This is a genomic window from Colwellia sp. BRX10-3 (assembly GCF_014077505.1).
Taxonomy (GTDB): domain Bacteria; phylum Pseudomonadota; class Gammaproteobacteria; order Enterobacterales; family Alteromonadaceae; genus Cognaticolwellia.
In genome coordinates, this window is the sequence record NZ_JACGWA010000001.1 from 239,563 (window position 1) to 255,207 (window position 15,645).

Annotated in this window: 10 protein-coding genes; 5 read left to right on the plus strand and 5 right to left on the minus strand. The window is 37.4% G+C overall.

The features are described from left to right. Window positions 1–35: 35 nt before the first annotated feature. On the minus strand, window positions 36–959 hold the full coding sequence (prmB, locus tag H4J38_RS01085) for a 50S ribosomal protein L3 N(5)-glutamine methyltransferase (RefSeq protein ID WP_310733419.1): 924 nt from the start codon (window positions 957–959) through the stop codon (window positions 36–38). A gap of 86 nt (window positions 960–1,045) precedes the next feature. Between prmB and smrB the strand changes: the two genes are divergently transcribed. Continuing rightward, the gene (gene smrB / locus H4J38_RS01090; protein ID WP_182128642.1) at window positions 1,046–1,588 is read left to right on the plus strand and encodes an endonuclease SmrB; all 543 of its coding nucleotides are present in this window, start codon (window positions 1,046–1,048) and stop codon (window positions 1,586–1,588) included. Window positions 1,589–1,629: 41 nt separating this feature from the next. On the opposite strand, the gene sixA is transcribed toward smrB, so the two are convergent. Continuing rightward, window positions 1,630–2,109, minus strand: coding sequence for a phosphohistidine phosphatase SixA (sixA, locus tag H4J38_RS01095; RefSeq protein ID WP_182128644.1), 480 nt, complete (start codon window positions 2,107–2,109; stop codon window positions 1,630–1,632). Between the two features lie 242 nt (window positions 2,110–2,351). Here sixA and H4J38_RS01100 point away from each other — a divergent pair, with 242 nt between their 5' ends. The 3 genes from H4J38_RS01100 (at window position 2,352) to H4J38_RS01110 (ending at window position 10,266) form a co-directional block, all read left to right on the plus strand. Continuing rightward, on the plus strand, window positions 2,352–5,147 hold the full coding sequence (locus H4J38_RS01100) for an insulinase family protein (RefSeq protein ID WP_182128645.1): 2,796 nt from the start codon (window positions 2,352–2,354) through the stop codon (window positions 5,145–5,147). Window positions 5,148–5,342: 195 nt separating this feature from the next. After that, on the plus strand, window positions 5,343–9,932 hold the full coding sequence (locus H4J38_RS01105; RefSeq protein WP_182128647.1) for an EAL domain-containing protein: 4,590 nt from the start codon (window positions 5,343–5,345) through the stop codon (window positions 9,930–9,932). A 136-nt stretch (window positions 9,933–10,068) separates the two neighbouring features. Beyond that, complete coding sequence (locus tag H4J38_RS01110; RefSeq protein WP_182128648.1) at window positions 10,069–10,266, plus strand: hypothetical protein; 198 nt, start codon at window positions 10,069–10,071, stop codon at window positions 10,264–10,266. A 251-nt stretch (window positions 10,267–10,517) separates the two neighbouring features. On the opposite strand, the gene H4J38_RS01115 is transcribed toward H4J38_RS01110, so the two are convergent. The 3 genes from H4J38_RS01115 to fadI form a co-directional block, all read right to left on the minus strand. After that, window positions 10,518–10,721 carry a hypothetical protein gene (locus H4J38_RS01115; RefSeq protein WP_182128650.1) on the minus strand — a complete coding sequence of 68 codons (204 nt, stop codon included), beginning with the start codon at window positions 10,719–10,721 and terminating at the stop codon, window positions 10,518–10,520. 247 nt (window positions 10,722–10,968) lie between these two features. After that, window positions 10,969–13,122, minus strand: coding sequence for a fatty acid oxidation complex subunit alpha FadJ (gene fadJ / locus H4J38_RS01120; RefSeq protein ID WP_182128652.1), 2,154 nt, complete (start codon window positions 13,120–13,122; stop codon window positions 10,969–10,971). Continuing rightward, on the minus strand, window positions 13,122–14,429 hold the full coding sequence (gene fadI, locus H4J38_RS01125) for an acetyl-CoA C-acyltransferase FadI (RefSeq protein WP_182128654.1): 1,308 nt from the start codon (window positions 14,427–14,429) through the stop codon (window positions 13,122–13,124). Before fadI ends, fadJ begins: the two co-directional genes overlap by 1 nt. Before the next feature lie 251 nt (window positions 14,430–14,680). Here fadI and H4J38_RS01130 point away from each other — a divergent pair, with 251 nt between their 5' ends. Further along, complete coding sequence (locus H4J38_RS01130; protein WP_182128656.1) at window positions 14,681–15,637, plus strand: MoxR family ATPase; 957 nt, start codon at window positions 14,681–14,683, stop codon at window positions 15,635–15,637. Window positions 15,638–15,645 lie beyond the last annotated feature (8 nt).

Sequence of the window (15,645 nt, forward strand, 5' to 3'; positions counted from 1 at the left end):
CCTAAAAAGTTTACCTGTCTGGTGGCTATTAATTATTATTGCACAAAATCTTGTTGATGATTTTCTAATTGTGCTTTCGTTAAACGAAATACACCATGGCCGCCTCGTTCAAACTCCAACCACTGAAATGGCACGTTGGGGAAAGCAGCAGTTAAATGGATTTGTGAATTACCCACTTCGCAAATCAATACCCCATTATCGCTAAGATGGCTCGCCGCTTGTGCCAATATTTGTCGTACTATATCTAAGCCATCAAAACCGCTACCTAAGCCCATTACTGGCTCATGTAAATACTCTTGCGGTAATGAATCGACATCTTCTTGATCGACATAGGGTGGATTTGTCACTATTAAATCATAGCTTTGCCCTACGACCCCAGAAAAAACATCAGATTGAATTGGAATAACTTGTGCTGATAAACCATGACCATCAATATTGATTTGTGCAACATTGAGTGCATCTATAGAAAGGTCTATTGCATCAACATCTGCTTCAGGAAAAGCAACAGCGCAAGCAATGGCAATACAACCACTACCTGTACATAAATCTAAAATTCGGTTTGGCGTTTTATCAATTAAACCTGCAAAACTATGCTCGATTAATTCACCTATTGGCGAGCGTGGTACGAGAACGCGCTCATCAACATAAAAGGGTAAACCACAAAACATTGCTTGATTGGTCAAATATGCTGCAGGTAGTCCTTCAACAATTCGGCGCTCAAATAACTGTAAAATTGCAACTCGCTCTTGAGGTATTAACCGACATTGCATTAGGTCATTAGCTATTTCTTGAGGTAAAGCAAGTTGATGCATAACTAAAGTAAGCGCTTCATGCCAAGCGTTATTTGTGCCATGGCCAAAATACAACTCAGCCTGATTAAATTGGCTAGCCCCAAAACGCACATAATCATTTACGGTGTGCAATTGCTCACTTACCTCTGCAAAATTTATTGTTTCCACACTTTCCTCTGGTTTTATCATCAAAACTGTTGTTTTTTATTATACTTTCACTTGTTATTGTTCGTCGATGTTTTTAGACTTCGCAAATGAAATTTAAAGACGCACTGAATGCGGAAGAAATAAAGTTATTTAAAGATGCTATAGGTAAGGTAAAACCTATTGTGCAGGACAGAATACACCCGGTAAAAAGAACCATCAAGCAGAAAACGTTGTTAGCAAAACAAAAAGATAAAAAAGCCTTAGCTGAATTTCACTTCTCGGATGAATTTGAACCTGATTTAAATAGCAACGGACCAGTAAAATACGTTCGTGATGGTGTTGATAGTTTTGAAGCTAAAAATTTACGGCGAGGCCATTACTCTCCTGATTTGATTTTAGATTTACACGGTCTTGATCAACAAGAGTCAAAACGTGAAATTGCCGCTTTACTCGCCGCTTGCGACAAAGAACATGCGCGATGTGTTTGTATAGTTCATGGTTTAGGCGGCCGTGTTTTGAAAAACAAAGTACCTCATTGGCTAGTACAACACCCCTATGTAATGGCCTTTCATCAAGCACCATTAGAATGGGGTGGTAATGGCGCGATATTAGTTTTAGTCGAATTAAAAGACAAATTTATTCGTGATTAATGCGGTATCTATCGCAATTTGAAAAAACAATATGATTGACGTTACAATTCGATATCATTGGGTGATATTAACTTAATAAGCTTGCCATTCATTTTGTCCAGATCATATTCAATTTGCGCTACTGAGGCAGTTTGAAATATTGGCATTGCGTGATCACTTGTCAGCTCAGCGACTAAATAGCTTACCAGTGGCATATGCGACACTAATAAAATATTTTGATACTGCTCAATGGCACAAACTGCATCTAAGTAATCATGTGCGTCCTTCGCGTTATCCTCTGGCGTAATAATACTTAAGCTTTGTCTTTTAGCTACACCACCTAGTTGGCTAATTACGGCGTCAGCTGTTTGTTGCGCGCGTAAATACGGGCTAACAAAAACACAATCAAATCTCAGACTGTTTTCTAATAACCATTGCCCAATAACGTGAGCTTCTTTAACGCCGTTTTCAGCCAACGGTCTGAGCTCATCGCTAGCAGCAACCATTTCAGCTTGCCCGTGACGCATAACAAAAATTTGCATAAACACCTTAATTTCAACACGTTTTTATTGTATCACCGCTCGCTAAGAGCATATATTTTCAACGATGAGACTATAAATTTTAAGAATTATCGCTATAGTAAAGGAATTGTTTATCTTTTTATAACATCTGTTAAGAATAAAATGGACTCACCTTATTCCTTAGGGTAATTTAGAACGATAAAAAATAAAACCAATAAACCATAGCAAGACCCTGCTATAGGTAAAATTGTGCGGGAGCGACAGTGAAACAAAGCCCGAATGACGCTAAAAAATATCAAACAATTACGCTAGGTAATGGCTTAAGAGCTTTATTGGTTCACAATCCAGAATCAAATAAATCTGCCGCAGCATTAGCCGTCAACGTTGGTCACTTCGATGATCCGATACATCGACAAGGACTTGCCCACTTTCTCGAGCACATGTTATTTCTTGGTACAAAAAACTTTCCTGATGGCAGCGAATATCAAAAATTTATTAATGAACATGGTGGCAGTAATAACGCATGGACAGCAACAGAACATACTTGTTTCTTCTTTGATATAGGTCATCAACACTTCAGTGCAGCAATAGAGCGCTTTGGCGAATTTTTCACCGCGCCATTATTGTCAGAAGAATTTGTTAATAAAGAACGTAAAAATATTGATGCCGAATTCAAACTCAAACTTAAAGATGATATTCGACGCCTATACGACGTTCATAAAGAAACAATCAACCAAGCACACCCTTTCGCTAAGTTTTCCGTAGGTAGTAGTGAAACCTTAGCAGATAAAACTGGTTACAATTTGCGTGATGAATTATGTGACTTTTTTCAAAAAAATTATCAAGCAAATTTCATGACCTTGGTGTTAGAGGGCCCACAATCTCTCACTGAATTAGAAAATTTAGCCAATAGCCATTTTTCCAAGGTTAAGTCTAATGGTATTGCTAAGGCTGAAATTAGCCAACCGCTTTATCTTCCTCAGCATCAAAAAAAATGGATATATGTAAAACCCGTTAAAAATGATCAACAACTGATTATCAGCTTTGCCATGCCAAGTATTGACAAATTTTATCGTCAAAAGCCTGAATCTATTCTGGCCTACTTAATTGGTCATGAAGGCCCTGGTAGCATTTTATCATTGTTAAAAAGTAAACAATGGGCGCTAGCTTTAACAGCAGGTTCAGGTATCAATGGTTCTAATTTTAAAGATTTCAATATTAGCATCTCGCTTTCTGAATTAGGTGCAAAAAATATAACAGCGATAGTTAGTACCGTGTTTTCATATCTAGATTTACTGAAACAAGCACCGCTTAATGAACAGTATTATCATGAGAAAAAGGCACTGGCAGAATTATCATTTTCTTACCAAGAAAAGTTATCGCCTCTGGATTCTGTCAGCCAACTTGTTATCAACATGCAACATTATCCAGAGCGTGATTACATTTTTGGCGATTACGTTATGGATGGGCAAAATACAGCAACACTAAATACCTTGCTTGAGTTTATGGTTGCTTCTAATATGCGTATTATTTCTATCGATAAAAATGGGCCTGAACAGCCCCATAGTAACACTAGTAAATGGTATCAAGTGCCTTACTCTGTCAACGATATTGAGCAACAGCAAATTGAGCAATGGCAGCAAGCACCTTCTTTCGCAGCACTCTCTTTACCCAATAAAAATCCTTATATAGTAGCTAGGCCTGAGCTGGTAAAAAGTGAAGATAAAAGTAGTAGCCCGCTAACACCACCAGAAAATATTTGTCAGCAAAATGGCCTAAATGTTTGGTTTAAACATGACACTAGCTTTAATACACCCAAAGGCTATATCTATCTATCGATAGACTCTCCAACAGTTATAGAAAGTGCAAGTACGATAGCAATGACCCGGTTATTTATTGATTTGTATAGCGATGCTGTCATTGAAGAACATTACGACGCCGAGTTAGCGGGCATTCACTATCACTTGTATTCTCATCAAAGTGGGCTAACACTGCAATTATCAGGCATTAGCACCAAGCAAGAACAACTTTTACCCCTATTGTTAGCCAGCCTTATGCAAGGAAAATTTTGTCCAAATAAATTCGAATTATTTAAGCAACAACTGCTCAGTCATTGGCATAACGCAGAAAATAGTAAATCAATATCACAACTATTTGCTAACCTTAGCGCCACAATGCAACCGAAAAGTCCAAGTAGCCAAACCTTAATTAACGCCCTTGAAAAGGTAGAATTTCAACAGTTTAAAAGTTTTGTACCTAAAATATTTGAAAACACCTCAGTAGATGCCTTAATTCATGGGAATTGGTCAAAGCAATCTGCTGACAAAATCATTTCAAATATCAAGCAAGTATTTACGGGTAAGTTGTCTGACAATAATCAAGTGCAAACTCCTTGTATCGATATTCAAGGGCTTGGAACGTTAACACTCCCAATGCAGTTAACAGAGCATGACCACGCGGCAGTACTCTATTATCCCATGCCAGATAAAGACCTACGAACAGTAGCATTAACCATGTTAACCAATCAGTTACTGTCACCAAATTTCTTTCAAGAAATGCGCACAGAAAAACAATATGGTTATTTAGTTGGTGTCGGCTTTATCCCCATTAATCGCTATCCTGGCATTGCTTTTTATATTCAATCGCCACATACCGACTCAGTCACATTAACAGAGGCTATGGACGACTTTATTGCTCGCTCAAATGATTACATCGCGAATTTACCTGCTGAACATTGGCAACATTTACAATTTGGTCTTGCTAGTCAATTACAGGAAAAAGACTCAAACTTAAGAATTAAAAGTCAGCGTTATTGGGCGGCTATTTGTAATAAAGAATCATCATTTAGCGAAAAGCAAAAGTTGATTTCAATTATTGAAAGTTTATCAGTAAACGATTTAGCTGAGTTTATCCAACAATACTTCCATGGCGCTAAGGTAAAAGACCGATTGTCATTACTAAGTTACGAAAACAACGAGCAGTTAGACAAAATGGCGGACAAAGTGATAATTAATCACAATATCGAATCTTTATTGAAAAAATGTCAAAGAAAATATTAATCTAGCCGATACAGACATATAACTGTGTTTTTAGTGCTCTTTACCCACGTGATTCTGGCACAATAACACCAAATATTGACTTAGTTCCTCACATCATTTGTAATAGGGTGTGGCTTCCAAAAAAACAATAAAAATATGGCATACCTAATAAGTTAAATCATTAAGGTATGGGTTCACTACCAAAAGGTTGTATTAGTGCTTTTGCTTTTTTTCAAAAATAAATTAATTCCCCCATTTCATGCAATGCTTGCTGTTTTAGCTATGCTGATTTTGCTATTTCCTTATAGCGAAGTGCTAGCTTCAGAAAACAACATTAATCAAAATCCATTGAAATTTAAACGTATTTCAATCGCCGAAGGTTTATCACAGAGCTATGTTTACGATATAACTCAAGATAACAATGGCTTTATATGGATAGCTACACAAGACGGCTTAAATCGTTACGATGGTAAAAACTTTGTTTATTATCGTCACGACAGTACCGATAATAAATCAATTGCTAATAACATTATTAGAAAAATTTTTATCGATAGCAAAAATGTACTCTGGGTTGGTACAAATAAAGGGCTAAGCCGATATAACGAATCATTAGATAACTTTGATAACTTCCTCAATCAAACTAACGACAGTAACTCCCTGAAAGACAATGAAATTTGGGATATCTATCAAGACAAACAAAATGACATTTGGGTATCAACTAAAGAAGGTCTACATAAATTCGACAGCGAAAATAAGAATTTCTCTAGGATACGAATTCGTGGATTTGATACTGCCTTAAAAGAAATTAAAACTATTTTTCAAGATGAAAAAGGTAATTATTGGCTTGGTACTTATGATAAAGGTATATACTTGGCAAACAGTACACTGTCATTTTTAGTACCGCTATCTGGTGAAAACAAGTGGAATCTATCACTTAACGCTACCAGCCTTTATGACCTAAAGACTATTGATAATCAATATTGGTTAGCTACAGATAATGGCTTGTTTGTTATTTCTCAAGATTACAAAATTAAAAAGCATTACTCCTCTGACTCAGAAAATGTAGATGATAAATTATTATCTAATAATGTGAGGTCTATCGCATTATTAGATGAATCGATGGTTTGGCTTGGCACGCTAAATGGGCTAAATATTATCAACTTGCTCTCTGGAGATATAGACGCTTATCAAACTGTGCAGCATAAAAGTGCTATTTCAAATAACTATATATTAAAATTATTTAAAGACAGTGCGGATAATATTTGGATCGGAACTAACGGCAGTGGCATCAATACCTTTAACAGTTTACAGTTAAAAATTAGACATGGTTTATTTAGTTATGATGAAATACCTAGTGCCGTATATGCGTTTGCTGAATCTAAAGATGGAAGGATCTGGTTTGCAACAGATAATGGAAAACTAAGCTACACAAACTCAGATGAAAAAATAGTTCATCTAAAAATTGGCAACAAGACAGCAATTTCTCACTTAATGATAGACGATCAAGATAATTTTTGGTTACAGGCTGAACCGGAAAGTCCTAATAAACCTGGAAGTCTCTATTACTTTGATACTAAGACTTTAACATTAATTGAGAATAAGGCATGGGGACTCAACTTATCTCATACCAAATACAGTCAATTGTTTTTGATAGAAAATAAAATTTGGTTTATTGATAACGAAATGCAATTAGCATCTTTTGACATTAAAACCAATCAATTTGAAATTTATGAACAAGAGAATGGTAGCCTATTTACTACCTTAAAATACGACAATAACAACACAATATGGCTCTCCACAAGCAGAGGTGAAATATTAACCTTTAATGTATCAAAACTTGATTTTTCAAATAATTTATATTTATTATCGAATAGCAACGTATTTGGGGAAATATCTACTATTTCATTGTCCAATGAATGGATTTGGTTAGGTTCACAACTCAACGGTTTAGCATTAATAAACAAAAACAATAATACTAATTTGTTGTTCAACGAAAAAAATGGTCTTAGTAATAATTTCATTGCGGACATAGTAATTGATTCTACAGGTAAAGGTTGGCTTTCAACGAATATCGGCATTAACTCAGTTGATCCTAAAAATAAAATAGTAAAATCTTACAATAAAGATATGCTATTAAGTGACAATGAGTATATTAGCGATAGTTCTATACTAACTTCTGCTGATACAATTTTTTTTGGAGGAATAAATGGTTTCCATACCTTCATTCCTCAAGAGATTTCTCGCATTGGACAACTGACACCTACTCCCACTATTTCTAATATACTCATAGCGAACAAAGAGGTTCCTGTTGCGACCACTTTGCACTCTAATATAACCGATAAAGAGTTTTATTTAGACAAATCCCCTAATCATTTAACTACTCTTACGCTGAAGCACACACAGTCCCAATTTAGCATTGAATTTATTACCCCTAATACAAAGTTACCGAACCAGCTAAACTATCGATACCGTTTAATTGGATTAGAAGATCAATGGATAGATTCTGGTAAAAATAATCAAAGAGCAACTTACACTAATTTAAACTCTGGCGATTATACTTTTGAAGTACTGGCCTACGATTTACAAAACAATCAAGAAAGTAAAATAAAATCGCTCAATATCACCATAATGCCGCCATGGTGGTTATCAACTAGCGCGCTATTAGTTTATAGCCTGATTACACTGTTAATATTTGCCTATATCATGCAACAGATGCGTCATAAGCGTTTATATCATTTACAAATAAAGTTAAGTGAAGAACGTCTTAAGTTATCACTTTGGGGTAGCGGTGATGAAATGTGGGATTGGAACATTAAAAGTGGAAAAATATTCCGATCAAATATATGGGGAATTTTAGAATTTCCACAAGACGGCAGACGTAATGTTGGCAAAGATGAAACCAACATCCATCAACACGATATCCCGCGGGTACGAGAGGCTTTAAACCAACATTTTGACGACAGCAACGAACATTTTGAAGCCACGTATCGTGTTAAAGATAAAGACGAAAAATGGATTTGGGTGCTCGATCGCGGTAAAATTGTCGAACGAGATGAAAAAAACAAACCTAGCCGAATGACAGGTACCTTAAAAGATATTAGTCAAATCAAACGTGCAGATGAACGTTTAAAGCTTTTTGCTAAATGTATCGAAAACATTTCAGACGCGATTGTTATTTATGACCGTCAATTTACTGTTGTTGATGTTAATAAAGCATTTCAAAGCATTACGGGCAGAACTAAGTTACAAATGCGTGGGACTTTGCTTAAATTTGAACAATACCCCGATAGCTTTAACCAAAATGTTAAAAAACATTTAATTACCAAAGGTAGTTGGCACGGCGAAATAGAAAATACCCGTGACAATGGCGATATTTATTTAACCGATTTAAATATTGATATCATTCGTGACGAAAATAACAATATCTCGCACTTTGTAGGCGTTTTCTCTGATATAACTAAGCGGAAACAAACAGAAGCAGAATTAAGAAAGCTCGCTAATACCGATACCTTAACTGGCTTGCCTAATCGGGCTTATTTTCAAGCTAATCAACAAAAATTAGTTAACAGTAAAATTCCGCATGCTTTGCTGGTGTTTGATTTAGATAACTTTAAAAAAGTGAATGATTCTTTAGGGCACGAAGTCGGCGATGTATTGCTTTGTAAAGTTGCCGAACGCATTAATAGTTTAGGAAGAAATCAAGATACCGTTTATCGTTTAGGCGGTGATGAATTTAGTTTAATTATTGAAAATACCAATGATATTCATACCATCACCACAATTGGCAAACAAGTTTTAAAGTCTATTGCGCTACCACTGAGGCTTAAAAGCCAGGAAATTGTGCTTTATAGTAGTATTGGCATCGTACTCTACCCTGAAGATGGTAAAAGCCCACAAGAGCTTCTTAAAAATGCCGATACGGCTATGTATCACGCTAAAAACACTGGTGGTAATAAATACCAGTTTTTCAGCGATTCAATGAATAAAACCGCGGTAAAGCGCCTACAAATAGAAAGCTTAATCAGACACGGTTTAAAAGAAGATTTATTTTCGGTTTTTTATCAGCCAAAAATCGAGATCGCGACAGGAAAAATAGCAGGAATGGAAGCCTTAGTGCGCTTTGAAACACCCAGAAAAGGCATCATTAGTCCTGTAGTATTTATCCCGGTCTCAGAAGAGACTGGGCAAATTATTGATATTGGTGAAGTCGTTTTACGCAAGGCCTGTATTGCTACCAAAAAGTGGGTTGATGCTGGACTGTTTGACGGCCGTGTAGCGGTAAACCTTTCTGCAGTTCAGTTCACACAACCTAACCTAGTAGCAATGATTGCCGATGCCTTAAAAGAAAGTGCTTTACCGGCAAAATATTTAGAGTTAGAAATAACTGAAGGTACTGTAATGGATTCGCCACAAAAAGCGATCGATACCATGCTACAAATTCGTGCGATGGGTATCCATTTATCGCTAGATGATTTTGGTACCGGTTATTCATCACTCGCATACTTGAAAAAATTCCCGCTAAATACCCTAAAAATAGACAAAGCCTTTGTTGATGATATTGAAACCTCTGAGCAGGGCCGAAACATGGTCGCGACTATAGTCACCATCGCGCATAACTTAGGTATGCAAGTAGTCGCAGAGGGTGTTGAAACCAATCAACAACTCAGTTTTCTTTCAGGCTTACGCTGTGAGCAATTACAAGGTTACCTTTATAGCAAACCACTACCTGTAGGCGACTTCCAAAAATACTTACTTTCCTTTCAAATCACCAATAAATCGACTTCGTTTGGAAATAATTCAATCTAAATAAAAGTGTCGGCTTTCTGACACTGTAACTCCACTGTAAAAAACACGCTAACAGCCTTGTAAATCAAGGACTTTATCATTGGCACGATTCTCGCTTTACCCTTATTGAATTTAACTTAATAAAAAAGGGTATACCATGCTTAGTTCTCTAATTCTTTCTTTTGCTATGTCAGCAACTCCAACACCAGTAATTAATAATGAAGCTTTTATAATCGAAGAAGTCGGAACTCGTCGTAACGACATTCGTATTGGAACTCGTCGTAACGACATTCGTATTGGAACTCGTCGTAACGACATTCGTATCGATACTAGTAGTAACGAAATTAGCATCTAGGGGGCTTTATGATTAACTTAATTAAAGCATTATTTATTACTGAAAAGACTGAAAACACTATTGCTGCAAGCATCGAAATTAAAGAGATGCCAGCAAGCACTTGGTGGAATTAAGCTCTAATAACCTCAGCAGTGGGTTAAAAAAGAGTATTGGACACTTCGCTACAAGGAAGTTAGCGTCTTTATAAAATGTTTATAATGTACCTTATAAAGTAAAGGTTGACGTTATAAACAACAGGAAATAGTTTTGTATTATGCTGAAAATAACAAACAGTCAAAACCAAAGCGTTGGTATGTTTTTAAACGTTTTTTCATACAGAACATTGGCCAAACAAAAGGGCCAAACATCAAACCTGCAGTTGCCCATCGCTTTATTCCTAAGCCACTACAGATGGCCTGACAATAAAAAAACAACGAAAAAACCACACTTAAAGCCACACTGAATAACAAAATCATGCTCTACTCACTTCGAAAACATTATACTTACAATGACAAAAACTACTAAACTGATGCATTTTATCAAGTTTAGAGTAATTATTCAAAAAGTATTTCCCTTAGATATATCACAACTTATTTGTATCAACATACCGCTATCCTTGAATAATAACTGAAAAAAAAGAGGCAATAAATTGCCTCTTAGTTCGTCAATTATTGCCACCATCACGGCAAATAGATACCGTTAATAGTGGCGTTTGTTATAGTGCTATTTATAAAAACTATCACCTTGCTCTGCCATTTTCACCAAAGCCTCACAAGGAGAAAATCGCTCACCAAACTCAGCTTGCCACTGCGTTAGTTTACTCACTATAGTTTCAGCACCAATTTTATCCATGTATTGAAATGGACCACCAAGGAAAGGCGGAAAACCTATGCCGAAAATAGCGCCAATATCACCGTCACGAGCATTACGAATAATACCTTCATCTAAACAACGAGCAGCTTCATTAAGCATCATATAAACACAACGTTCAGCTTGCGCATCAGTAACATTTTTATTGCTAACCTGCAGTCCTAATAAGGTATATACGCTCTCATCAACTAATTTTTTCTTACTTTTGGTATTATATTGATAAAAACCTTTTTTCGCTTTTTTACCTAAACGACCATCATCAATTAATTTTGAAAATGCCGCAGGTGGTGCAAACCTATCACCTAATTCAGCTTGTAAGATAGGACCAATTTTAGACCCTACATCAATACCAACTTCATCTAATAACTGCATAGGTCCAACAGGGAAGCCAAATTTAACCATGGCTTTATCAAGTGCTTCAATAGAGTAGCCTTCAAGCAATAGTATGGCGGCTTCATTCATATATGGCGCTAAAATTCGATTAACATAAAAGCCAGCTTTATCTTTCACAACAATCGGTGTTTTACCTTGCTTCTTAGCAAAGGCTACTGTTGTTGAGATAGTTTGATCAGAGGTTTTCTCATGAGCAATTATTTCCGCCAACGGCATTTTGTCAACGGGCGAGAAGTAATGTAAACCTATTACATTCTCAGGACGTAATGCTTTTTCTGCTATTTGCCCTATTGGTAAACTCGACGTGTTACTGGCGAAAATAGTACTTTCTTTACAATGGCTTTCAATGTCGGCCACCATATTTTGTTTTAATGTTAGATCTTCAAACACAGCTTCAACAACAATATCAACATTAGAAAAACCAGAATATTCAGTCGTACCCGTTATCAGGGCTAATTGACTTTGCATTTCGTTATGACGCATAAAACGGCGTTTAACTTTTTTGTTCAGCAAATCATAACCATACTTCAAAGCGGAACTAATGCCTTGTTGTGAAATATCTTTTATACGTACTGGCAATTTTGCTTTTGTAGCGGTGACAAAAGCAATTCCACCACCCATTAGGCCGCCACCAAGTACAGCTGTTTTGCTAATTTTTTCAGGGGCAACACCTTCAACACCCTGCTCTTTTTTCATATCTGTTGTGGCAAAAAATAGTTGTCTAAGCTGAGCTGAAACATCAGACATAACTAACTGACCAAAATGGTCAGCTTCCACTTGATAACCTTTTGAAGGCGCTTGCTCAACACCAGCACGAATACAGTCTATTATTTTTAAAGGTGCCGGATAATTACCTTTAGTTTTACTTAACACTGTTTTCGTTGCTTGACCAAATAAAATACTGCGGCCTAAACCATTACCTTCAAGTAGCTTATCCATTAATGATAATTGACGAGCTTTAGGTTTTACCTTGCCAGAAAGTGCAAGTTGTTCAGCTGTTTTAAGCAAAACACTATTCGGTACTACATCACTTACCAAGCCTGCCTTTAATGCTTCCTTAGCGCGTAACTGTTTACCGGTAAGCATCATATCTAATGCTTTTTGAATACCAACACGTTTGGGTAATCTTTGTGTGCCACCGCCACCTGGCAATAAACCTAATTGCACTTCAGGCAAGCCTAGTGCTGTTTTAGGACTGTCACTACAAACTATCGCATGACATGCCATAGCAAGCTCTAATCCACCGCCTAAACAAGCACCATGAACCGCCGCCACAACTGGAATAGATAGATTTTCAAGTTGATCAAATATCATTTGCCCTTGGCGAGACAAAGCAGTCGCTTCAGAAGCCGAAGTGCAGCTGGCTAACATATGTACATCAGCGCCAGCGACAAAAGAATCTGCTTTACCACTGGTTAATACTAAGCCGATAATTGTTTTATCGTCGCGTATCTCTTTTAATATTTCAGCAATTTCATCAGCAAATTCCGCTTTTAATGTATTCATGGAATCGCCTTTAACGTCCATGATCAAATGGGCAATGCCATTTTCTTGGCGCGCTAAACTAAAGGTACTATTATTTTCTGGTTGTTCTGTATTTGTTGCATCAGTCATTAGTCTGTCTCCACAATCATAGCCGCACCTAAACCACCTGCTGCACAAGCCGTAGTTAAGCCAACACCGCCGCCACGACGGTTTAATTCATTCAATGTTTGTACAATCAAGCGCGTGCCAGTTGCGGCAAACGGATGACCATAAGCTAGCGAACCACCCATCACATTAAACTTGTCCATATCTATTTCACCAATGGCCTTATCGCGACCTAAATGAGTTTGGGCAAACTTATTACTAGCAAACATTTTTACGTTGGCAAGTGCTTGTGCTGCAAAAGCTTCATGCATTTCAATTAAATCTAAATCAGCTAAATTCATGCCCGCTCGCTGTAAAGCTATTGGCGAGGCATAGCTTGGCCCCATTAACATATCTTCCCATACATCAATAGCGGCAAAGCCGTAACTGCGAATATAACCTAATGGCTTATATCCTAGCTCTTTCGCTCTACCTTCACGCATCATTAAAATTGCCGAAGCACCATCGGTAAGTGGCGTACTGGTAGCAGCAGTTACCGTACCGTGTTTGCGATCAAAAACTGGACGTAATTTAGCGTAACTGGCTAATTCAGAGTTTTCACGGATACAATTATCTTTTTCAATAAACGACTTATAGGGTTCGCTGTGCGCAGTCATTACCTCACCCGCTAACTTACCTTCTTGCCAACTTTTTGTGGCTAAAGTATGTGAACGATGAGCTAATGCATCTTGTGCTTCACGGGTAATACCATGAGTTTTTGCCATTTGTTCCGCGGTATGCCCCATTGACAAGCCAGTAGAGTATTCTGCAACCGCAGGGGGAACTGGTAATATATCTTTAAAATTAAGTTGACGTATCAACGCCATTTTTGCACCAAATGAGCGGGCTTTACTTAAATCTAATAAGGTGCGAGCGAATTTTTTCGACACACCGATAGGCGCAACAGAAGATGAGTCAGCGCCACCAGCGACACCAACATCAACAAAACCAGCCATAATTGACTCGGCAACATTAACTGCCGATTGAAAACTAGTAGCGCATGCACGTGAAACACTATAAGCATCAGTATGAACATTCATACCGGTGCCTAAAACAATTTCGCGAGCAATATTTGGCGCTTCTGGCATTTGTACAACTTGACCGAAAACTAACTGATCGATAATTTTGGGGTCAACGTCATGCTTTTGTAGTAATTCATTAACAACAATTTTACCTAAGTCGACGGCAGGAATACCATGAAAAGCGGTAGCTTGTTTTGCGAATGGCGTGCGTAAACCAGCGACTATAGCTATTCGCTCTCCACTGCCTGTTACTAATTTTGATTTTGTCATTTTTAATTCCATCTTGTTGCAACACTCAAGAGGTCAGACCTCTTTGGATTTATGATAATTCTAACGATATATAGAAATAATTCAATCATTAGCTACAAATTTAACCAAACTAATACCAAAGCATTAAAAAAGCTAAAGAAAAAACCCTACAATTTTGTCATGGTGGTTGTTTTTTAAAACATGAACCTTATATCAACTTGTGGGTCAGACTTGCTGACTTAAATTTTTATAATAAATAAGAACGATAAACTATGGCTATTGAACATTTTTCTTCATTAAAAGAACATTTATCTTCACAAATTATCGGACAGCATGCGCTGGTTGAAAACTTACTCATTGCGCTTTTAGCTAATGGTCATCTTATTGTAGAAGGTCCTCCGGGTTTAGCAAAAACTCGTGCTGTTAACGCATTAGCCCAAGGCTTAGAAGCTGACTTTCATCGAGTTCAGTTTACCCCAGATTTATTACCGGCAGATTTAACCGGCACCGATATCTACCGCCCTGAAGATGGTACCTTTGTTTTTCAACCTGGACCATTATTTCGTAACTTAGTGCTAGCCGATGAAATAAACCGTGCGCCGGCAAAAGTGCAGTCTGCGTTATTAGAGGCGATGGCTGAAGGCCAAATTACCGTGGGCCGAAACACATACCCATTACCTGAATTATTTTTAGTGATGGCAACACAAAACCCGATTGAACAAGAAGGTACTTACCCATTACCTGAAGCACAGCTCGATCGTTTTTTAATGCATGTTGAAATTGACTACCCTGATGCAGCCAGCGAGTTAGAAATATTAAAACTTAACCGTGGTGAAGCGTTAAAACTGGAAAAAAAAGCGGTTAAAGAAATCACTCAAGACGACATTTTCGCTGCTCGCAAACAAGTAATGCAAATTCACATGGCGCCAGCGGTAGAGAATTATATCGTTGACTTGATTATGGCAACACGTAATCCAGAAAAGTATGACGATAAGTTAAAGCAATGGCTTGCATATGGTGCTAGTCCACGTGCCACTATTGCCTTAGATCGTTGCGCACGAGCAAGAGCTTGGCTAAATAATAGAGACTTTGTTAGCCCTGAAGACGTACAAGCGGTTTTTCACAATGTATTGCGTCACCGCATAATAATGACCTACCAAGCTGAAGCAGAAGGTATCAGTAGTAATCAACTACTTGACCATTTACTTAGTTTAGTGGCTGTTGCCTAGGCGCAAGT

Excerpts from the sequence above, each read along its gene's own strand:
- fadJ (WP_182128652.1), bottom strand. The coding sequence starts at position 13,122 with ATGACTGATGCAACAAATACAGAACAACCAGAAAATAATAGTACCTTT.
- sixA (WP_182128644.1), bottom strand. The coding sequence starts at position 2,109 with ATGCAAATTTTTGTTATGCGTCACGGGCAAGCTGAAATGGTTGCTGCT.
- H4J38_RS01130 (WP_182128656.1), top strand. The coding sequence starts at position 14,681 with ATGGCTATTGAACATTTTTCTTCATTAAAAGAACATTTATCTTCACAA.
- H4J38_RS01115 (WP_182128650.1), bottom strand. The coding sequence starts at position 10,721 with ATGATTTTGTTATTCAGTGTGGCTTTAAGTGTGGTTTTTTCGTTGTTT.
- smrB (WP_182128642.1), top strand. The coding sequence starts at position 1,046 with ATGAAATTTAAAGACGCACTGAATGCGGAAGAAATAAAGTTATTTAAA.
- fadI (WP_182128654.1), bottom strand. The coding sequence starts at position 14,429 with ATGACAAAATCAAAATTAGTAACAGGCAGTGGAGAGCGAATAGCTATA.
- H4J38_RS01110 (WP_182128648.1), top strand. The coding sequence starts at position 10,069 with ATGCTTAGTTCTCTAATTCTTTCTTTTGCTATGTCAGCAACTCCAACA.